Origin of the sequence: Haladaptatus sp. SPP-AMP-3, assembly GCF_049568665.1 — an archaeon.
In the GTDB taxonomy this organism is placed as follows: Archaea; Halobacteriota; Halobacteria; order Halobacteriales; family Haladaptataceae; genus Haladaptatus; species Haladaptatus paucihalophilus.
This window is the reverse complement of sequence record NZ_CP145900.1, coordinates 122,701-142,332: the sequence shown is the minus strand read 5'-3', so window position 1 is coordinate 142,332 and position 19,632 is coordinate 122,701. Positions and strand designations below refer to the sequence as shown.

The following is a 19,632-nucleotide window of genomic DNA, read 5'->3' as shown; positions in this document are numbered from 1 at the left end:
TGATACAGAACAGACGCAGTAGCTGGCTGCTGGCGCTCTTTCTCGTCGTGAGTGTTGCGTCCCTTGCCGTTCCGGTCACGGCACAACCAGCCAGTACAAACAACTCCACGACAGCCCAGAACCACTGGGGCGATAGTCCTGATACCTCTCGGACGACAGCACCATCGAATAATTCGACGAATGCTGGAAACAGTAGTGGCGGAGATGGGTACTTTGGAGGACTAATCCCATCGATTAACCCGGTTGACATGGCAAAGGGAGAACTCAAAGCCATCGCTGGGATTTTCCTCGGTATCGGAAAGGGCATCCCGAATATGGTTCGTGACGGCGTCGCTGCCGTGCCGGCACCCGGCCAACCGGACAAGCCGAGTACGTGGGTTAATCCCCAAAACGGCCTGTGGCCCGGCGTATACAAAGCCTCGGCGTGGACGGCCGGTCTCGCGAGCGTCGTGTTGATGGCGGCTTTTGGGATGTCCTTCTATCGATCGGATCCCTACGAGAAACGTCAGGCGTGGAAGCGTGTCGGCATCGCGCTCGTTATGGTTGCGACGACGTGGATTATCCCGCCGCTCTTGCTCCACTTGGCGAACGAGACCGCGATGTCAGTTGCCCCTAATGGCGCTGAGTTCATTCAGACGAACGCCAAACTCGCGAAACTCGGTGTCGGCCTTGGCCTCGGTGTCCTCCTTGGCTTTCTTCAATCGGGTACAATCGCTATCGGGCTTCTTATCCTTGGCCTTGAACGCGCCCTCATCTACGTGTGCGTGTTCTTGTGGCCGCTTTCCTGGGCCTGCCGTGCGTATTCGGGCTTTCTGAAGAGCATCGGTGACACCTTCGTCTACCTCTTCGGCGTCGTAATCGTCACGAAGCTCTTTCAGGCACTCGTCCTTCGGTTGCTCGCCGATTTACCGTGGACGTCAGGCGCACTCGGCGTGCTAGAAACGTTCATCCTCGTCGTTGGCGGGCTTGTCTTTGCTTTGCTCGTACTCCCGAAGGAGATGCTAGCCCACGCGAATGATGCTGCCTCGATTGCACTCGGCACCTTAGCAGCGAACCAGCGCAAAGCAGGAAAATACGTCGGCAAAGCAGGCGAGCGTGTCGGGCATAATGTTCACGAGAAGTACCAAGATTACCAGAGCGACGGCGGTTCCAGTTGGGACCAGTCGGACAATTCGACGTTTCGCACCAGTACGTCGGCAAGGGAGGACACCGTGAACTACGGTTCGGTGAACAACGCGCTGAACGCGGACGGTGGTATCGATGCCCAAAAAGCACGAGAAGAGCAGGAACGCGCAGACCACGAGCTGAATCAGGGCCGTGAGATACTGCAGCGATACGACTAACCTCCGTTTCGGTTCACGCCGACACTCCGGTGCAATGCCGGGGACGGGACTCACCTATGACAGACAACGCAGACGCACCAAAAGACCCGAGTCAACTCGTTCCGCCATACGTCGATTCCGGGCTCGATTATCAGGGGTTCAAAGTAAACGACCTGCTCTACGGCACGCCTGGCGCCGGTATCGTCGGTGCCAGCGGACTTGCCGCCCTATTCGGTGCCCCGCTTGGACCCTCCGTGATGGGTGCCGGTGTCGGCGTGCTCGGCGGACTCGGTAGTATCGGTCTGGCCGTCTCTTCGGGGGAGTACTCGACAGGACTCGACCGCATCAAAACTCCGCTCGCCTACGCGAAGGCCAAACGCGGGTTCCCAAAGTCAGGCGACGAAGCCGCCACAGTACACGGCGTGAAACGGATCCACGCTGACGGCACCGCCGAGATGGACGACGGGCGACTCGTCGCGATGGCGCGAATCTCTGGTCGAAATACGACGATGCAAGAGACGAGCGACGCCCGCGAGATGATCGGTCGGATTCGCGGCGAACTCGATCAGCACGTGAGTGATTTCAACTTTCGGCTGTTCAGCACGGCGTTGGAGGTCGACCCCCGCGATGTCACCGAGAAGTATCGGGTGAAACTCTACTCGTCGGAGTACGCCGGTGAGGAGTGGAAGCTAGCGCGAGAGCTCCTTCGGAGCGTTATTCAATGGACCGAGAACACCGATTTTCCGCGATTCGATGCACGGGAGTGGCAGCACTATCTTGTCGTCGAAGTTCGCCCTGACGAAGTGGTGGTCTCGGACACGACCGACGACGGTGAGATTCGGTCGCTGTTGTTCGGCAGCGACGACGAACAGTGGGATGCCAAGCGCCGACGAATGCAACGAGAAGTGAAGAGTCGACTTTCGCAGCTCTCCCGTGCATTCGGAAGTACCGATGGGTGTGACACCACGCAAGTCGGTCCAGCTGAGCATGCGCTCCTTTTGGGTCGGTACTGGAGTGGCACCGATCACTCCTTCGACGCCGACAGTGTCACGAAGGACGTCGATGCAGCGGTGTGGCCGCATAGCGCCGAGAACGGCGACAGTCCGCGTCCTGAAGCCGTAGATGCGACCGACACGCCATCGACGGGAGTAGCAGACGTCGCGACAGTCGAAGCCACGACCGACGGCAGCACCATCTCGCAACCGGTCGCAACGAGCACGCACGCTGACGTGGACGCCAACGAAGAGGCGTCATTCCTTGCACGTGTCCGCGAAGGCCTTCTCGCTCCACTCGCCAGCGACGAAGGCGAGACAAACGGCCTGGCCCACGATAGGGTTCAAGAACTGCTGGCTCCGCAAACGTTCGATGCACGCGATGGCTACGTTCGCACGGGTCAGCAGTACTGTCGGACCTACTGGATCGCCGATTGGCCGGTCGAACCCAGGGAGAAGTTTCTCGAGGAAATCTACACCATGCGAGGTGTGGATGTCGATGTGTGCTTAGACGTCCGGGCACGGGACAAGCGAGCAACAGAACTCGAATTAAAAGATACAATCGGGGAGATCGACGCGAACATCGACGAGCGCAAAGACGTAAGCGACGTCTCGGCGATTCTCGTCGAAGACGACCTCGATCCGTACGTGAAGATGTACAAACTCCTCCACCACACGCAAGCCCAACCATGGGACCTGAGCGGCTATGTGACGGTTCGGGCTGGAACGCGGCAAGCACTCGATGAAGCCGAGGAGCGTATCGAGGAAGGTCTGGCGAACGAAGACGAACTAACACTCGATATCGCGAAACACCGAGCACTCGAAAACGCCTGCGAGAAAGTGAGAGGGACGCTCGAAAGCGCGCCAGCTCACCTAACGGTACTCGCGCCGGAGCAACGGCAAGCCGAACTGTTCGAATCAAGCTCGCCAAATGGACAGGATGCGTTCGCCGATGTTTCCACACGCGAGCGCTATTCTCTGACGCTCTCGGGGACAATCGCTGCGGCCTTCCCGCCGGTGTCCGCGTATATCGACCAAGAAGATGGTGTCGAGCAGGGCCGGAACGTGCAGAACGGCAGCGAGATCATCAAGAATCAGTTCTCTGTCGCACCAGGCCACCGACTGACGATCGGAAGTTCCGGCAGCGGGAAATCCTACCACGTCGGCAAGCAAGCCACGCGGTGGTATCTATCGGGTGAGGACCGCACACTGATTCTCTGCGATACGATGGGCGAGTTCGGTGGACTCGTCGAACTCATGAACGGCCAGCATATCACAGTCGATGGGTCCCAGACGATCAACCCGCTTCACATCGAGGAAACGCCAGAGGACGTGCTCCGAGCGTCAGGGAATCTCGACCCCTACGATATGAAATTCACCGAAGCACGCAACTTCATCCTCGACATGATCGGCGATGCCAACGGCGACTTTGCTCCGCTCGTTTCCGATGCACTGAACGCTACCTACGAACAGGCAGGAATTCTGAAGGACGACGTCAGTACTCACAAACCAGAGAACAGCCCGACGATGGCCGATTTCCGGACTATCGTCAACGACATGGGCGAGAATCCGGGCGACTACGTCGATTCGGAACTAGAGAAGGCCCAGATCAAAGAGAACGCTGGTCCGCTTCTCCGACGGCTGAGTGGGTTCAAAGAAGACGGGGAACACGACGCACTCGTCGGTGAATCGGAAGCCCATATCCGTCCGGGCCAGGTGTCGTATCTCGACCTGCAGCAGATTCAGGGGCTCGGTGCTGCAGCGGACAAAGCGACGATGCTCCAGTTAATGCTTGGGCAGGTATATCAAGCGGTCAAACGGGCGCCCGGCGAGACACTCTTTGTCGTCGACGAAGCGCACTATCTCTTCCAGTCAAAGGAAATCCTTGCGTGGCTCCAACAGTCAGCGCGCCACTGGCGACACTTCAACGCCGGACTGTGGTTCCTCTCCCACAGACCGGGCGATTTCGCGAGCGCCGACGACACAGATATGCAAGAGTACAAACGCGCCATCCTCGGGCAGATCCCGACGACAGAGTTCTTCTACACGGACAAGCTGGAAGAACAAGACGCAAAAGAGCGCTTTGGGATGAACGACGAGCAATTGCAGTTCATCACCCAGCATGCCAAACGCGGTGAGCAGGGACTCGGCTACACCGACTACCTCGTCGATTATGCGGACGTCGAGGGGTGGATGCACGCGCAAGTTCGGGCATCACCGTTCGAGGATATCGTCTATAGCTACAAAGCCAGCGAACACGGTCCCTTCGAGGAGTACATCACCGACGAATGGGGTGAGCTCTGATGGGGCTGTTCGGCAGTGACGAGACGCACGGGAGCTACACTGCGACGCAACTCAACGAGACGTACACTCAAACCGTAGACGAAACGCCGGGTGTGTTGCTCGGGATTCGTCCCTACAAAGACAATCAGGGAATCATCGACGGTGCGGCGATGCTCCAATCGCTCCACGACGTGCGGACGAAAGGGATTCGAGACACAAACATTAGCCAGCACCACACGTTCGAACTCTGGTTTGACGAGGAGAAGCTGAAGTTCTACATGCACGCTGCCGACGAGAGTGCCGCAAACAAGTTCCGGCGACGTGTTGCAAACAGCTACTCGAACACGCAGGTATTCCGAGTGGAGGGTGGCGACGCATTCCCACAGATCAACGCTGACGACTACGTAGCGGGTGCAGAACTTGACTTGAACCGCCACTACTACTACCCGATTCGCAACCACCAGGGCGACGGCTTTGAGCGGGACCCGTACGGCGAAGTGACGAGTGAAATGCTCTCGACGCCAGAAACACGGGTTGTTGTGCAAGTCGTCTTCCGTCCTGCGAAAAATGATTGGACGGAAGGGAATGGTGGACTCCTCTCCCGAGGAGAGAGTGTGGACGACGTCGCCGAAGGGCTCCGATCCGACCGTGTTGTCGGGTGGGTCAATCCCCGCACTCGTGACGCGAGTAAGAAAGACCGTGAAGCGGCGGATGTCGTCGAAATGCAGCGGGGACAGTACGGCTTTCACACTAACATGCGAATTCTCGCTGTTTCGTCGGATCCGTATGAAGCTGAATCACGCGCTCGCGGTGTTTCGGGAATGTTCACCCGGTACTACAACACGATGACCGAGCAGGGGTTTACCGACGAACCTGTTCCTGCCAGCGACCGCGGAGCGTTCATCGAAAAACTGCATGCCCGTGAGTGGGAAGACCACGAGATGATTCTCTCGGTAAGCGAACTCGCCGGTGCCGCACATATCCCGAACAAGGAGATCGAGACGCCGAAAATCGACTGGCGTTACTCTCAACGCGGCGGCGAGGTCCCGGCTGACAGTCAACGAGAAGAGTAACAAGGGTGACTTTCCCCGCTTCCCGGACGGTTCACGCCGTCACGTCGGTGCAAGCCCGGCACCGGACCTTGGTGATCCACGATGTTTGATAACCTATTTGGTAACAGCGACACGCCCGACAATGAGCCTACGGACGCCGATCGCGACGAGCAGCACGCCGACGATATTCCCGATGAGCTTCGAGCGCCAACCGGCGAACCGTATCAGATAACCCCGACGAAAAACGACCGCATTGGCGGCGCTGAAGTGCTTACGCATACGGAAGAACACGGCGTTGTCGCCGGGCCAAAGGTACGTCGGTTGCTCGAAGGCTCACGGACGCGCCCTGAAGGCCCACTGTGGACGGGCTACAACGACAGTGCCCAGGAAGGATTCCGTGAGGTGCCGATTGAGTTCGGTTCGCTCTTTCAGCATAACTGGGTCTGTGGAACGACGGGCGCAGGGAAGACGACGGAACTCCTGAACTGGATGGTGCAACTCGCATACGCTGGTCACGGCTTCGTCTACTTCGACCCCAAGGCACGGGATTCAAAAGAACTCCTCCAACTGCTCCCTGAGGACCGGCTCGACGATGTGATTTGGATCGAACCGGGCGACGAAGATTTCGACCGAGATGTGGGGATCAACTTCCTCGAAATCCCCGAGACGGACAGCCAGGTTGAACAAGAGCGGGAAATCGAGGACCGACTTGAGAACTTGAAAGCGATTCTCGATAATGACGACTACTGGGGACCGCGGATGCGGGCAATTACTGAGAGTATGGGTCGGGCGATGATGAAATCGGACAAAGACTACTCGGTGATCGATTTCTACTTCGTGCTGCTGAATCAGGAGCGTCGCGAGCAGTTCGCCGAGGAGGTCGAAGACCCGTACATCAAGGAGTTCGTCAACGAAATCGCTGAGATGGACGACGACGCCGTTCGCCCGCTCCTGTCACGGGTGAAAAACTGGGTCGAGAATGGAGTGATACGCCGGATTATTGCCCAACGCGAGAGCTCCATCGACTTCCAGAAGATCATCGACGAAAACAAAATCGTGATCGTCCGAACGCCGGTGTCGAACCAGGACGTCAAGCAGATGATCACGCTCGGGGTGATGCGTCCGATTTGGAGTGCTGTGCAGAATCGGTCGTTCGAGGATGGGGAGAACGAACCCTTCTTTGCGATTTTCGACGAGTTCGACGCCATCGCGAGCCAGAACTTAGACGTCAAAAACATGCTTGCACGGGCACGGTCGATGCGCCTCTCGGTGACGATTGCCTGCCAGTATCCCGAGCAGCTAAAGGAAGCAGGTGTGTTGAGTGCCGTCAAAGCCAACTGCAACAATCCGGTGATCTTTCGCCTGCCGAACGACGAAGACGCTCGTCCCGTTGCGAAGCTGTTCAAAGGGTACTCTGAGGAGGATTTAATGGAAACCGAGAACTTCCAGGTGTGGACGCGAATTCCCATCAAGGGCGGGATGCAGTACTCAGACCCGCTCAAGATTCACACGTTCGCGCCGTATCCACCGCTTCGCTCTGAAGTGGATGCCGAGGACGTAATTCGCCGAAGTCTGGAGCAGTATGGCAGTCCACCGATTACCGACGCCGAAATTCAGCGCGAACTGCCGTATGGTGAATTGAACGAGGGCACTACGGCGGACGATCCGGCAGACCTCCCGGTCGGGACAGACGAACACTTGCGCAATCAGACGCTGAAAGCCGTCTACGACGAGAGCATTCGCCAGGGTGATCCGGGCGGTTGGGTGCAAATAGCGGCGTGTGTTGAGCGACTGAATCGGTATCTTCCCGGTGATGACGTGACCGACGCCGGGAAAGCATGGCGGAAAGTTCTCCAACGTGTGCCGGATACGCACCTTGATCATCGCGAGGTCGAGGATGAGATGGAAGTGAAGCCGCTTGATACTGGGTTTTTGAATCTCGGTGACTCGGAGAACGACGGGAAAGCAGAGCATTGGGCACCGATGGCCGACGCCTACGTGCCGATGACACAACTAGGGTTCATCTTCGAGATTCCCGAGCAGACGGGGGAGGCCATGCCCGACGGTCTTGCCCGGCTGGATGACGTCCTAGTAATTGGGCCAGACGACGGCCCGGAAACGGTGGCGGACACGGTCAACAGCTACCGCGAGGACCATGCCCTCTTGAATCGGTTAGCGGGGACGAAAGACGTCTATATCGAGAGCGAGCACACGACGGGGAGTACGCAACCATCACAGACGGTGAAGAATCTCGCACAGGCACACAACGACGGAAACCGGTGCTTGTTCTTTGCGCGTGAAGAGGTCGCCAAGCAGGTGTACAATACAGTGGCCCATGCGCCGTTCTGTTGTCGGAGCAACCACGGCGTCAAGGGCGAACGACGGTTCTACACGGGAACGAATACGCTCAGTATCGAGGGCGAGACCGTTACTCGGCCAGGAAATCGTGAGAACGTGTGGATTCACGACGAACAGACAGGGAAGTACGTGCTCCGAGACGGGGATGGGACTGTTCACGCTCGGTTTGAATCCGCGGCGGACATCTTCACCGACGCGAGTGCCTATCCAACGGGTGGCAACCGGAACGTGAAACCACCGATCATCCCAGAGTACGAGATGAACGGAGATCTGCACGAGGTTGAGTGGGATGTGATTGTAATCCCACCAGAAACGGCGACACCAATGGATCTCCGACTCTACCAAGACGACGAGCAAACGCCTCTCACTAATCTCGTGACGAACAAGCAGGATCACAACAGTAACTCAGACAGCGAAGGGCAATCACCGACCGAAACACAAACCAACAAACGAGACGGAGAAAGCGAAATCACGTTCAACCGATTTTAGAACATCCTTTATTGTTCCTGTCTTGCTAAGTCTTCGACGATTTCGGCCATCCGGTTGAACTCTGCTCGAAGCTCATTGAGTTCATCCACCTCCTCCCGAAGCAACTTCACTTCATCGTGGAGCGTTTCAAGTTGCTCTTGTTGCTGATTCACCTTCTGTTCTAAACTCTCGACAGTTTCAGCTGTGGTCGCACTCTCTGCAATCTCCTCGGCAGCGGCTGAACCAGCGTCGGTAAGGTGATATTTATAGGCTGTTTCACCATTATCAAGCCGCTCCGTTCCCTCCTGCACGATGAGCTCCCACTCTTCTAATACAGAGAGATGGTGCCTGATACTCCCCGGTGGAACGTCCCCGTAGGTACGAAGCTCACTGGTGTTGGCTGACCCACCGTGATAGCGAAGTCCATCAAGTAATGTCCGACGATGACCTCGAATCCTCTCGTCTTCTTCTCTAGATTCTGGTGTTTCCATACGCACATAAACGCTAATAACTCTAATAGTTCTATTGGCGTTTACCAGCATAAACGCGAATAATCAACCCCGCCCGACACATATAGCTGAAACACACCCCAAACAACAGCAGACAGACCAACCACCGAGAGAAACAACGTGTAAGAAAAGAGGGAACGAAAACCAGCGGTACCTCCCCTGCAGAAACACACTGGAAAAGCAACCGAAGTGCGACCAACGAAACCCACGACTGAAGAGAGACTGATAACGAACTGAGTAACGACACATGGGCACCCCAGATGAGCGTAGTGAGGAGGGCACCCCCACTATGCGAGACAGATAGAGTGGGCACCCAGAATGAATCTAAATTTTCTGAGACAATGAGGCCGAAAGACAGGGCCGACAGTCACGAAATACACAAAGATGCTGACAGTCAAACTTCTGAGAAGTAGATGAAAATCCGCGCCCGAATGAGGCATGGCGAACAGATGAAAAGTGGTGTGTGGACAGTCCCCCCCAAAAACAATATTTCTACAGACTGGTGTGTAGGGACTGGACGACAGTCCACCACGACGAGACAACGAGAGAGGCCAGTGCGAGCACAGAGGGACAGTCCCATGATGTAGAAACAGCAGCCATAGAATAGAGAATACCGTGAGATGGGACACTCCGACAATGCGGATAGAAGACAGAAATAGAGACAGATCTAGCTTCCCGAAGGGCATACCGACAACACGAGGTAGAGAGGTGATTAGACTGAGATCAGTGGACAGTCAATGAGAACGAGACAGCCACGGACAGTGGAGAGGGAGCGAGAAAGGTGGCTGAAAACAAGGGATGAGCAGTGCGATGAGGAGCTAGCCGGAGTACCGACAGCAAGGACATGCAGTTTTGCGAGAGGGCGACAGTCACCAGGATGAGATGACCTCGAGAAGTGGTTCACACCGGAAACCAAGTGGCGAAGTGCGAGACGCAACGGGTGTGAGACAGCACAGGACAGTCACCAAGCGCGACGAGTTCTGACAGTCCTCTCCACGGACAGGACAACAAAACCCGATGAGCGACGAGAGAGGGCTGCCAGTGGATGCATTGGTTGGGGTGCCCACTATCTTCACGCAGATCTGGGTGCCAACACGGATGCTATGTGGGGGTGCCACCTGGAGAGACACCGGGTTTTCAATGAACGCACCAGTGACCGGTATTGATCCACGCTACGAGACTGTCCACGGGAGATGAGCGCAGCCAACCCTGAGGTGAAACAGATTGACTCTGGACTGTCCATTCCCGACCAGCAGAATAGACGTTGGGAGTGTTACGGCCCGTGGGACTGTCATCCCGGCACCAGCGGGTGATGGTCATATCCGATGACGACCGGGGGGACTGTCAAACGTGCTGCGACGAGTTGTGACGTGGACTGGTTGTGGCTAATGGACTGTCCTCTGTGAATCAGCCCCTGGACTGTCATTGGTATGGGTCTATGGGACTGTCTGTGAGAGCGCAAGTGATTATGGATGGAGAGAGCGTCTTTCAGTGGTGTATAGCTGAGTTACTCCGGAAATCCGGTGTGGTACTAGTGGACTGTCAGCCTGGCCGGTACTGGTTGACTGTGCTGTTGAATTTCACTTGAAAACGGGGTGGTTGACGTCAGGGTGGGCACCCTGTGTCTGCCTAGCCGACTGTCCACAAGGTGCGAGAAATTGTAGGGGTGGTGGGCTAGTGGGTTGGTGGTAAGCGTGGGCGGTTATCGGGAAGAGGTGGGTGTTCGGCTCGGTGAGATTGTTCAAAAAGCGTGCGATATGCTACCAAGTAACCCCTAAAAACTATTAGCACACCTTGCTTGAGCAGAGCGTATGGAGAACACGTCATCATCGCAGCCAGAGCCATCGATACGAACGACACGTCCAGACACCGAGTCGATCACTGCTGCCGTGGTGACAGCAGTAACTGAAGCGAATGGCACGAAGCCTGCGACGCCCCTCTACGAGGTGATTGACCCCGATGCCCTCGAAGATCTCTATCAGCATGGCTCACTAGAAGTGAGCTTTGAGTATATTGGGAATCACGTTACGATTCATTCTGACCGGACGGTTTCCGTTGCTGACGTAGATTCATAGGACACACTATTGGGGGCCAGTAGTGAGATACAGGAGATACAGTGGGCAGTCAAAGACGTTCACGAAGATTGGATCTTTGCTTCAACAGGATTGCGGTCGGTGGCTTGTGGGGTCAAGGTCGGAGGCCTGAGCGAGTCGGCAGTCGGGATACTCACACTCGGTATAGCAACGAATCGCTGCATGTTGATTTGGTACTTGTAGTACACAGACCCATTCAGCGGGTGTAATTCGCCCGAATAATACAGAGACTGCCGAGTTACGAAGTCGGGTTCTGAACCGTTCGAGAGCAGCAACTGCCTTCGTGTCTGTATTCCACTGCACCACATAACGCACACGATCGGGGCAGACGGTTTGTTTCGAAATTGCACGAAGTGCTGGCGTAGCATCGAGCTGCTCGGCGAGTTGGTCGCGGCCGGTACCATACGCCCAGAATTGCGGAAGCAACCCGGTATCGGGAGTTCCAAGGGTGGCAAATTCGAGAATCACGTCTGATTCTTGCAAGCGAGGATACAGGAGAGCGACTTCCTCGGCGGGGAGTATGAGTCGATACACGAGACACATGCGCTGGTTGTTAACGGGTGCCTGTCGGAAATATCAACTGGCCAGTATCCCGTCTTCTCAATTGAAATTCGGACGCTAGCTCTGGTTGTGTTACAGCGATGGAGCCACGAAGAGTTAGTATAAGCTACTAACGCAGGCTCTTCTGTGAACTAGGAGCGATAGCAAGGACTTAGGCAGAAAGCAGTGCGCCGTGAGAATCTTCCTCGTATCTACTGCTTATCGCGAGAACTACTTAAACGAGAATTCGGTCAGTGACTGTCGTCCTTCTCGACGTGTAGTGACCCACTGCAGTTGCTACAACTGTACTGCTCGGGGTTGCGAACTGTTTTCGAACGTCGATACCGAGCAATCCGACCGCCGCAGTCCTCGCACACCAGCCACCACTTTGGCGTAGTGAACCGCTCGCAGTGCTGGGTTGTGTCGAGGGCATCGGTCCACCGGTCGAACGTTGCGTCGTGATCTGCCTCGCCGAACTCGTGGTACTGCCATGCGTGAATGAGTTCGTGCCGGACAGTCGCACTGAATTGCTCCCAGCCGTGCTTCTCGTCGGCTGTCCAGGTCAGCGCGATCGTGATTGCTTCTGTTGTTGGGTTGTACTTCGTGACGCCTGCCCGTCGCAGAGTACACTTTGAGGGGAAATGGGATTCTGGATCGAGGCCATAGTGTATGCTATGGGACGTACCATTCGCCAAGCCGCGGAAGAGACGGATCGGGTCATAACACTAAGTGATGGGGTCATTGCAATCGCAATCACATTGTTAGTACTCGAGATTACAGTTCCGACCGTTCCCGCAGGCAGTTCAGTCTCGGTACTCCCCGAGCTACTCCTCGAAGAGTGGCACGAATTCTTTGCCTATGTGCTGAGCTTCTTGATAATCGGGCTGTACTGGATACTTCATCGCCGTATATTCATTCATGTCGAACAGCATACTCGCGGGGTAATCTGGCTCAATCTCCTTTTCTTACTTATGGTCGCATTTGTCCCGTTCGGCACGAGCCTGTTCAGCACCTATTCCGGCCAGTTCGGTATCATGTTCTATGCGGGTGTGCTGGCGCTCACTGGGTTCAGTCTTGCACTTTTCTGGAGCTACGCCTCACGCGAAGATCTCATCGAAGAGGGTATTACGTCACGCACCGCGTTAATTCAGGCAACTCGATTTTTCGCGTCTCCACTGGTGTTTGTCTTCTCGATTTTCGTTGCGATCTTCGATCCGACGTGGGCCATCCTCACTTGGTTGCTTCTGATTCCGATAAATGCCGTTCTACAGTCGCGAGTCGTCGAGAGTCTAGAGGAATCGTAGTTACAGTACAGTGTTTCGTACTCTCAGTGAGCCTTCGCTGGTTGGTGATATCCGAGACCGTCACTTGGCGTGCCATGGAGGAAAAGAGCTGAAGCGGTGGTTCGTTCGGTAGGTCTTTTCGTCCCGTTCGCACGTATGGCCAGCATGGGAAGCCATTGCGACCGTCACAGTCGCAGTCTTTGGGCTCGGCATCATTGTCCTCGGAGGGGAATGCGTTGAGCGTCCCGTCGTCGGTTGGGTTTTCGACGGCGGCCATGTGTTTGCAGTAGGCGTTGCGGTGGACGTAGTACGGTAAGAAATCGAGTAAATGTACGAAGGTTATCTCGGTCCAAATTCGTTGGCTACTGCCTCAGCGTGTTCTGAGATTTCCGTCGAGAGCTGCTCATTAACCATCGCCTTGTCATAATCTGCCACGTGTCTGCAGATGACATTTCGAAGACCGACACGCCCACCAGCCGTTCGCGGATCCGCACTCGTCTCATACTGGGCAACGTCCTCTCCCTCATAGATAACCGTATAACGGCATGGCTTCGAGGCCCCCATTGTCATTTCAACGGATAAGGATTCATCCAAATCAATAACGACCACTGTTACCACCGCACCTCATCGCCGACACCAAACTGTCCGGATTCAATCACGGACGCATTGAGTCCGCCACGATGAACAAGGGCCTCAGAAAGTCCCTCTTCGCCGACAAGCGACTGCATATAACCACATGGTTCACAGAGTTGGATACCCTCACAGAGAACATCGCCGACAGTGAATGTTTGGCCCACGAGGTGATTGAGTGGGACATTTCGTGTCGTTACGTTTCGACGATGCGCACCTGGCGAGATTTCGATACTTGCCTCCTGTTCAACCGCTGCTAGTGCCTCGGCTTCAATGAAAGTAACGTCACTTGCCTCCTTCACATCTCGATTCGGATCCTCGTCAAGGAAGTTCCAGAGCCCGCGTTCCTCAAAGTACCGATCGCCACGGAGTCCTCGTCCCGCAACTGCTTCCACGTCCATTCGTGCCTGCATCGGATCACCACTGTCGGGGGCAATGTGAATTCCCTCGACTCGGCCGAGTTCCATACAGTTCCTTCGTGGAAGTGTATATTGTAGATTTCGAGGAAGGTGAAAATGTACATAGTGGATGGACGGACGAGTCAGCACTGCGCTCTGGCTCACTGTTTTCGTCTATTAGTATACTACGCAACGGCTCTGGAAGCACACTTCCCTACTCTTATCTACTGGAACTCAAAAGATGGTATCGAACTATTTGCCCGGATAGAGGACATCGTGTTGTTGAAGCGGTGGTTCGTTCGGCAGTTCTGTCCGTCCCGTTCGCACGCACGGCCAGCACGGGAAGTCACTGAGACTGTCACAGTCGCAGTTGTCCAGTTCGGCATCGTTGTCCTCCGAGGGGAATGCGTTGAGCGCGCCGTCGTCGATGGTTACGACCTCTCGGATGTGTTTATTCGATTCCAAGAGATCAAGATAAGGGTTCATTAGATGTGGTTCCCCACTTGAATGAGGGTAATACTCGTTATCCATTGCAGGAAAGCCGTCGCCGAAAGCACCCTCCAACACAAATATGCCCCATCACTATGTATCGAGTGGCAATCTACACCTCTAGATCCCTTACTGCGTTGTTAGTGTTTTTGTCACGAGCAGGGGTTGTGACTTTCGAATTGAGGAACAAGAGGAAAGGAGTTGTACAATCTCATAAAGGGAAGTGACGACACACTCGATCAACGACAATCAAAGCCGATGGTTGTTGTCCTCGTCATATGCCCGGAGATTCTGTTCCGCCAGCTCGACAGTGCGTTCAATACGTTTTTCTTTCGTCTCGGCTGTCTTCGCATCGTTAACGAGAGCGATGAATGCATGCTGGTCAGTGTTCGAAACGGTCTGGAAATTCTCCCATGCAGTCTCGTTCGCCTGCAAAGCGTCCTTCAGTTCCGGTGGAATTGTATGGTCTTCACCCAATCTGTATGCATTATCCCACTCTCCGGATTCTTTAGCGGCTTCGATCAGCTCCATTCCAGCAGGCGTCATTTTCCCGGCATCGATCATCCGCCTGACGCGTTCTTTGTTTGTTTTCGACCACTTACTATCTGGTTTGCGGGGGGTGAATCGGCGTTTATACGTCTCGTCGTTAATGCCGTTAACCAGCCCATCGATCCACCCGTAACAAATGGCTTCTTCCACTGATTCACCATAGCTAATGCCGGTTTGATCGGCGTCTTTCTTGTAGTATCCAACCCACACCTCGTCGGCTGTGTCGTGGTTTTCTTTGAGCCACTCCCGGAACTCTGCCGGCAAGGAAAAGAACGTTGGTGCCATTGTTCTACATGTACCACTAATTAGTTGCCTTCGAGGTTAATTTGTGGGGTAGTCAGGGAAATGGGTCAACTCGTCCGTGAGTGCCATCGTTGCGCTTATGCAGGATAATCGGATTACCATCCGGATCAGCAATTATGGACATGCGGCAGACACCACTGTCGATCGGGTCCATCAGAATCGTTACTCCGTCATCTTTGAGTTCTTCGGTAGCTGTTTCGACATCATCTATGGCCATTGCGACACCACTGCCACTTTCTCCCGGGGTAAACGGCATCTGCGGGCTGGCTTCTCCAAGTGCAAGCGTGGTTGGTGGGAATGCAAACTCTGCCCATCCACTGTCTTCATCGATTGTCTCAAGCTCTAATCCGAGCGTATCACAGTAGAACGGAACTGACGTACTAAAGTCCGTAACGGGCTGAAAAACGAAGTCTGCGGCTTTGACGTTCAGGTTCATCGTTGCTATTGTCCTCCGTGGTCTCAATGTGTTTGTCGGTAAAATAGGCAATCCTAGCGTACCGGAAGTGATTGTAGCCAACGGTTGTGTAGCAGGACAAAAAGAGGCGCCGTCAAGATAACATCTGATTTCAGTGTGCTGTTAGTCTCAACATGCAAGATACCGCTCCGTCTATCAGCGCATTCCATGCATTAAGAAAATCTGTCTCAACTTTTGTCACAACAAGCAGGATATTCTGTATAGAACTAATCTGGCTCTTGGCATACACGGGGTACCAACTACTCATCACCTGACCTGCTGATTACGTGACCTCGGTTGGCAGTTCCACGCCGCTGTACAGAAGAGAAACCCACCGAGGAGCCACCAGGGTCCCCACACGAATGTCTGCCAGTGATCCGATGTCCAAGCCGTAGGGCTGGAGAGATTGATTAGTCCTGTCTCTGTGAGTGCTCCCTGAATCACGAAATCACCCCCGTGGATGACCAGTACAGCACCTACACCCCATGCAGCAATGAGCAACAGCCAGCGCGGAATCTGCTGACCCCATGTCTGGACCAGCGCAAGCGCGAGCAGTCCACCACCGACCTTTAAAATGCCAGTGAGCCAGAGGGCCGTGATGAACCACGATTCGCCTGCAACTTCCTGACCAAGTGAGACGGTGTTCAGACCTGTAGTTCCGCCAAGAGCCCAATAGAAACTCATTGCGGCGAACACGAACATCCATGTACAGGCGGTGTAACCTGTTCACATTGGTGACCACGATCGCATAGTGGGTGGCATCTTCGTGGTGAAGGTATAACTCTGGTTTTCTCTTAGACTGGTGGGTTGTTTCTAGACGGGTCCCTACTTGACGACCGTCACGTCGAACTTCCCGCGCCAGCGGTATCGCCGGCCGCCCCAAACGAACGTCCGGCGGGCGTACGCATACAAAAGTAGGGGTACGAACACGAAAAGCGCCGGATAAGCCAGCACGGCCGTCCACCTGCGAACGCCCAACATCTCATTGATGGCAAAATGTACCACCGTTAGGACAGCCGCTGCTGGAAGTGGAACTAGGATCGCTCCGACGAGGACAAACAGCAAAACCAGCCACGTGCCGGCGATGGCACCGGGAAAATGCCATCGGAGAATCTGCGTCCACCGAACCGGACGCTCAATTGCCTCGCGGATGGTCCCCCCGATAGGAACGATGCGCGTCCGGTCGACTGTCGTCACTTGGAGGTACTCCATGAGGAGCCCATCGTCACTGACAGTTCGCTGGAGTTCATCGAGAAAGGCGACTTCGTCGATATCGTCTCGTTCGAATATGACCGCGCCACCCCAAATCTGATCACCGAGATAGAGGGGCAGCGAGCCAGCCGAGGCGTACAGCGGTTCGAGTAGCACCGACAGTGGGTCTTGGCCGACAAAGTATGGTACCTCCGACACAGGCCCGTATTCTTCGTAGTCCGTGTTAATGACCGTTAGCCAGTCTGGCGGATGGTAGAAGTCGTCGTCGGTCCAGACGAGGCGGTCATGGTGCGCAGCCGCCATTCCGGCGGCGATGGCGTTGGCCTTCCCTGAACAGCCTTTCGGCTCACTGGCGGCGATGAGTCGGACACCCTCGGGCTGGTCTGCTTGCTCGGTGACAGGGTCGTCCTCCTCGTCGTGGATAATTAAGAGTTCGTCGCCATCGTCGAGTTGAGTGGCCAGCTCCGCACACGCATCGGTCCACCTCGTGGTCGGTAGGAGGACGCTTACCGGTGGGAGATCAGACATGATGTTTATGTCTCCTCGTTCGGGGGCGATGAGCCTGCTGCCGGCGATCCATGGACGCTTATAGGAAACGACTTTAGCTGAATTTGCGGGCACTAACTTCTCTTGTTCAAGGAGTAACGCATGCCGTAGGCAGAGGTGTTTACAGAGGTGTTGAACGTCGATAAGAGGTCGACAACAGGTCGTTCGTGTCGTTATTTCTGGCTGCCGACGACCCCGGCTGTTATTCTTCGCCAGAGGGACGGGAAACGTCGGGTAAGCGAGAGGCCGATTCTCGTCGTCCGATCAGGCGTGATCACCGACCGAGTCGAATGAATCTTGTCGGCCAGCTTGTGGCCAATCTCCTCGGGTCCAACCGTCATCCACTCCGGGTACGCGAGGTTAGCGGTCATCCCTGTGTTCACCGACGGCGGAACCATCAATGTACAAGAGACATCGGTGTCTCGGAGTTCGAGTCGGAGCGAGCGAACGAATGCCTTGATGGCACCTTTGGTCGCGGAATATCCGGACATGCCAGGATGTCCGGTATCCGCAGTTCCAGAGCACATGTTATGGATGATACCGATCCCTTGGTCGAGCATGTGCGGGAGGACCGCCCGAATTAGTCGTTGATAGCCGAAGAAATTGACCTCAAATTCACGGCGTGTATCGGCTATTGATTGCTCTTGGAACGGAGCGACTCGGGCCACACCGGCGTTGTTAACGAGGATATCGATTCGACCCCACTGCTCGATGATATCGTTCACTACTGTGTTCACATCGTCGGTGTCTGTGACATCGCACTCGTAGTATCGGACTCGGGCGGGAACATCGTCTTGGACGTCGAGAACGTTATCACCGTTGATATCGAGTGCGGCAATCTGACGATTGTCCTTGGCTAAGGCAGTCAGCAAGTGATAGCCGATTCCCTGATTCGCGCCAGTGAGGACGATAACCTCCTCGTCAATTAGCGGAGTCATACTCTCAGTGATACCTGATCGGCAATGAAACACAACGATCGTTGATATTCACGTATGCAATACGCCAACTGTCTGTAACAGATTACGCCCTCCCGAGAACGGCTATCAAAGCGATTGTGGTGCGTAGACCAATAGCGGATATCGAAATGGCAGAAATGGGTGTGACCATCTGATAAATTTTCGATATCCTCGCGAGTGCACCCAGTGAGGGAATAATAGTCACGGTCGGTGCCCTGTCTATGAGTACTGAGAAGAATTGCTCGCCTGACCCCAGTGTTGGTACCCCGGCTCGATGTCCCCCCGATTGTCTGTACGAAATCCATTCATTACCTCTCCTCATCTAAGAACCATGAACACGCTGCCGGCGATCCATGGAACTTTATCGTCAAGGGCTATTAGATGGCTTCTAATAGCTAGTACATGCGCTATGTTACTGTCGTGGCCTATCCTAGCGAGGAAGGAATCAACCGACTTGATCGGCGGGTCAACGAGCTTGGCTTAGAGTACCGGGCTATTCACCGTATGGAACTACTCGCCGACGATACCGTCGCGATGTTCGCTGAGGGACGCGGCGATGTCGAAGGGCTCCGTCAGGTCCTATCGGAGTCGTCGAAGGTCTTCGAATTCTCGATCTCCGGCGACAAGGACGGATTCTTCTCCTACACCCGCACGCTGCGGACAACTTGACCCGGATGCTCATGAAAGACCGGCGGGAGTCGTCATACCTGATCGACATGCCGGTCGAACACACCGACGACGGCGGTCTCCGGGTGACTTACATTGGAACGGAGGCGGCCTTCACCGATGTGCTTTCCGAGCAGCGAGAGGGCGTCAGGCTAGAAGTCGAACGAACCGGTTCATACACACCCGGCCCGCGCCACATTGTCTCTCGGCTGACCAAACGTCAGCGCGAGGTGCTTCAGACAGCGGTTGGTCTCGGGTATTATCAAGAACCTTGCGAGGCAACTCACAACGAAATCGCGGCGGTGACAGGGCTCTCTGAGACAACAGTTGGTGAGCATCTTCGGAAGATCGAGGCGACCGTGTTTTCTTCGCTCCATGTTGGCACCACCGATTGCTGAAGCGACCGGTCGTCTCAAAGATATTTGGTGCTGATCAACTGCTGGCTCTTTGTAGTTGAGCGAATATCGACATAATTGTCATTGCGCGGAGCGGCCTTGAGTTGAGCGAGGGTTCCACTGCGCCCAAACCG

The 19,632-nt window shown here is 55.2% G+C and carries 16 protein-coding genes and 1 pseudogene; 8 read left to right on the top strand and 9 right to left on the bottom strand.

Annotation, left to right across the window (positions count from 1 at the left end; genetic code table 11):
* Window positions 1-248 precede the first annotated feature (248 nt).
* The 4 genes from V5735_RS19535 (at window position 249) to V5735_RS19520 (ending at window position 8,496) form a co-directional block, all read left to right on the top strand.
* Window positions 249-1,343: a hypothetical protein gene (locus V5735_RS19535; RefSeq protein ID WP_423746703.1), complete on the top strand. Its 1,095-nt coding sequence runs from the start codon at window positions 249-251 to the stop codon at window positions 1,341-1,343.
* Between the two features lie 56 nt (window positions 1,344-1,399).
* Window positions 1,400-4,618 (top strand): VirB4 family type IV secretion system protein, encoded by a 3,219-nt coding sequence (locus V5735_RS19530; protein WP_423746702.1) that lies wholly within the window; start codon window positions 1,400-1,402, stop codon window positions 4,616-4,618.
* Window positions 4,618-5,670: a hypothetical protein gene (locus tag V5735_RS19525; protein ID WP_423746701.1), complete on the top strand. Its 1,053-nt coding sequence runs from the start codon at window positions 4,618-4,620 to the stop codon at window positions 5,668-5,670. Before V5735_RS19530 ends, V5735_RS19525 begins: the two co-directional genes overlap by 1 nt.
* Before the next feature lie 81 nt (window positions 5,671-5,751).
* Entirely contained in the window at window positions 5,752-8,496 is a 2,745-nt protein-coding gene (locus V5735_RS19520; protein ID WP_423746700.1) for a type IV secretory system conjugative DNA transfer family protein, read from the top strand.
* A gap of 8 nt (window positions 8,497-8,504) precedes the next feature.
* On the opposite strand, the gene V5735_RS19515 is transcribed toward V5735_RS19520, so the two are convergent.
* Window positions 8,505-8,966 (bottom strand): hypothetical protein, encoded by a 462-nt coding sequence (locus V5735_RS19515; RefSeq protein WP_423746699.1) that lies wholly within the window; start codon window positions 8,964-8,966, stop codon window positions 8,505-8,507.
* Window positions 8,967-10,795: 1,829 nt separating this feature from the next.
* Between V5735_RS19515 and V5735_RS19510 the strand changes: the two genes are divergently transcribed.
* Window positions 10,796-11,059 carry a HalOD1 output domain-containing protein gene (locus tag V5735_RS19510; RefSeq protein WP_423746698.1) on the top strand — a complete coding sequence of 88 codons (264 nt, stop codon included), beginning with the start codon at window positions 10,796-10,798 and terminating at the stop codon, window positions 11,057-11,059.
* An 809-nt stretch (window positions 11,060-11,868) separates the two neighbouring features.
* On the opposite strand, the gene V5735_RS19505 is transcribed toward V5735_RS19510, so the two are convergent.
* Window positions 11,869-12,312 (bottom strand): SprT-like domain-containing protein, encoded by a 444-nt coding sequence (locus V5735_RS19505; RefSeq protein ID WP_423746697.1) that lies wholly within the window; start codon window positions 12,310-12,312, stop codon window positions 11,869-11,871.
* On the opposite strand from V5735_RS19505, the gene V5735_RS19500 reads away from it, so the two are divergent.
* Entirely contained in the window at window positions 12,259-12,921 is a 663-nt protein-coding gene (locus tag V5735_RS19500; protein ID WP_423746696.1) for a TMEM175 family protein, read from the top strand. The two genes, V5735_RS19505 and V5735_RS19500, sit on opposite strands and share 54 nt — an antisense overlap.
* 590 nt (window positions 12,922-13,511) lie before the next feature.
* Here the strand turns inward: V5735_RS19500 and V5735_RS19495 are convergent.
* From V5735_RS19495 to V5735_RS19465, 7 genes are all read right to left on the bottom strand, one after another.
* Entirely contained in the window at window positions 13,512-13,943 is a 432-nt protein-coding gene (locus V5735_RS19495) for an MOSC domain-containing protein (RefSeq protein WP_423746724.1), read from the bottom strand.
* A gap of 237 nt (window positions 13,944-14,180) precedes the next feature.
* A complete protein-coding gene (locus V5735_RS19490) occupies window positions 14,181-14,393 on the bottom strand; it encodes a hypothetical protein (RefSeq protein WP_423746695.1) in 213 nt (70 codons plus the stop codon).
* A 273-nt stretch (window positions 14,394-14,666) separates the two neighbouring features.
* Window positions 14,667-15,251 carry a YdeI/OmpD-associated family protein gene (locus V5735_RS19485; RefSeq protein ID WP_423746694.1) on the bottom strand — a complete coding sequence of 195 codons (585 nt, stop codon included), beginning with the start codon at window positions 15,249-15,251 and terminating at the stop codon, window positions 14,667-14,669.
* Between the two features lie 52 nt (window positions 15,252-15,303).
* Window positions 15,304-15,705, bottom strand: coding sequence for a VOC family protein (locus V5735_RS19480; RefSeq protein ID WP_423746693.1), 402 nt, complete (start codon window positions 15,703-15,705; stop codon window positions 15,304-15,306).
* A gap of 285 nt (window positions 15,706-15,990) precedes the next feature.
* The gene (locus V5735_RS19475) at window positions 15,991-16,425 is read right to left on the bottom strand and encodes a DUF3995 domain-containing protein (RefSeq protein WP_423746692.1); all 435 of its coding nucleotides are present in this window, start codon (window positions 16,423-16,425) and stop codon (window positions 15,991-15,993) included.
* Window positions 16,426-16,548: 123 nt separating this feature from the next.
* A complete protein-coding gene (locus V5735_RS19470) occupies window positions 16,549-17,463 on the bottom strand; it encodes a glycosyltransferase (protein ID WP_423746691.1) in 915 nt (304 codons plus the stop codon).
* A 191-nt stretch (window positions 17,464-17,654) separates the two neighbouring features.
* Window positions 17,655-18,419, bottom strand: a complete 765-nt coding sequence (locus tag V5735_RS19465; protein ID WP_423746690.1) for an SDR family NAD(P)-dependent oxidoreductase — start codon at window positions 18,417-18,419, stop codon at window positions 17,655-17,657.
* Window positions 18,420-18,839: 420 nt separating this feature from the next.
* Between V5735_RS19465 and V5735_RS19460 the strand changes: the two are divergent.
* A pseudogene (locus V5735_RS19460) lies at window positions 18,840-19,222 on the top strand (DNA-binding protein); the annotation flags it as partial.
* Window positions 19,223-19,225: 3 nt separating this feature from the next.
* Entirely contained in the window at window positions 19,226-19,501 is a 276-nt protein-coding gene (locus V5735_RS19455) for a helix-turn-helix domain-containing protein (protein WP_423746723.1), read from the top strand.
* Window positions 19,502-19,632: the final 131 nt, after the last annotated feature.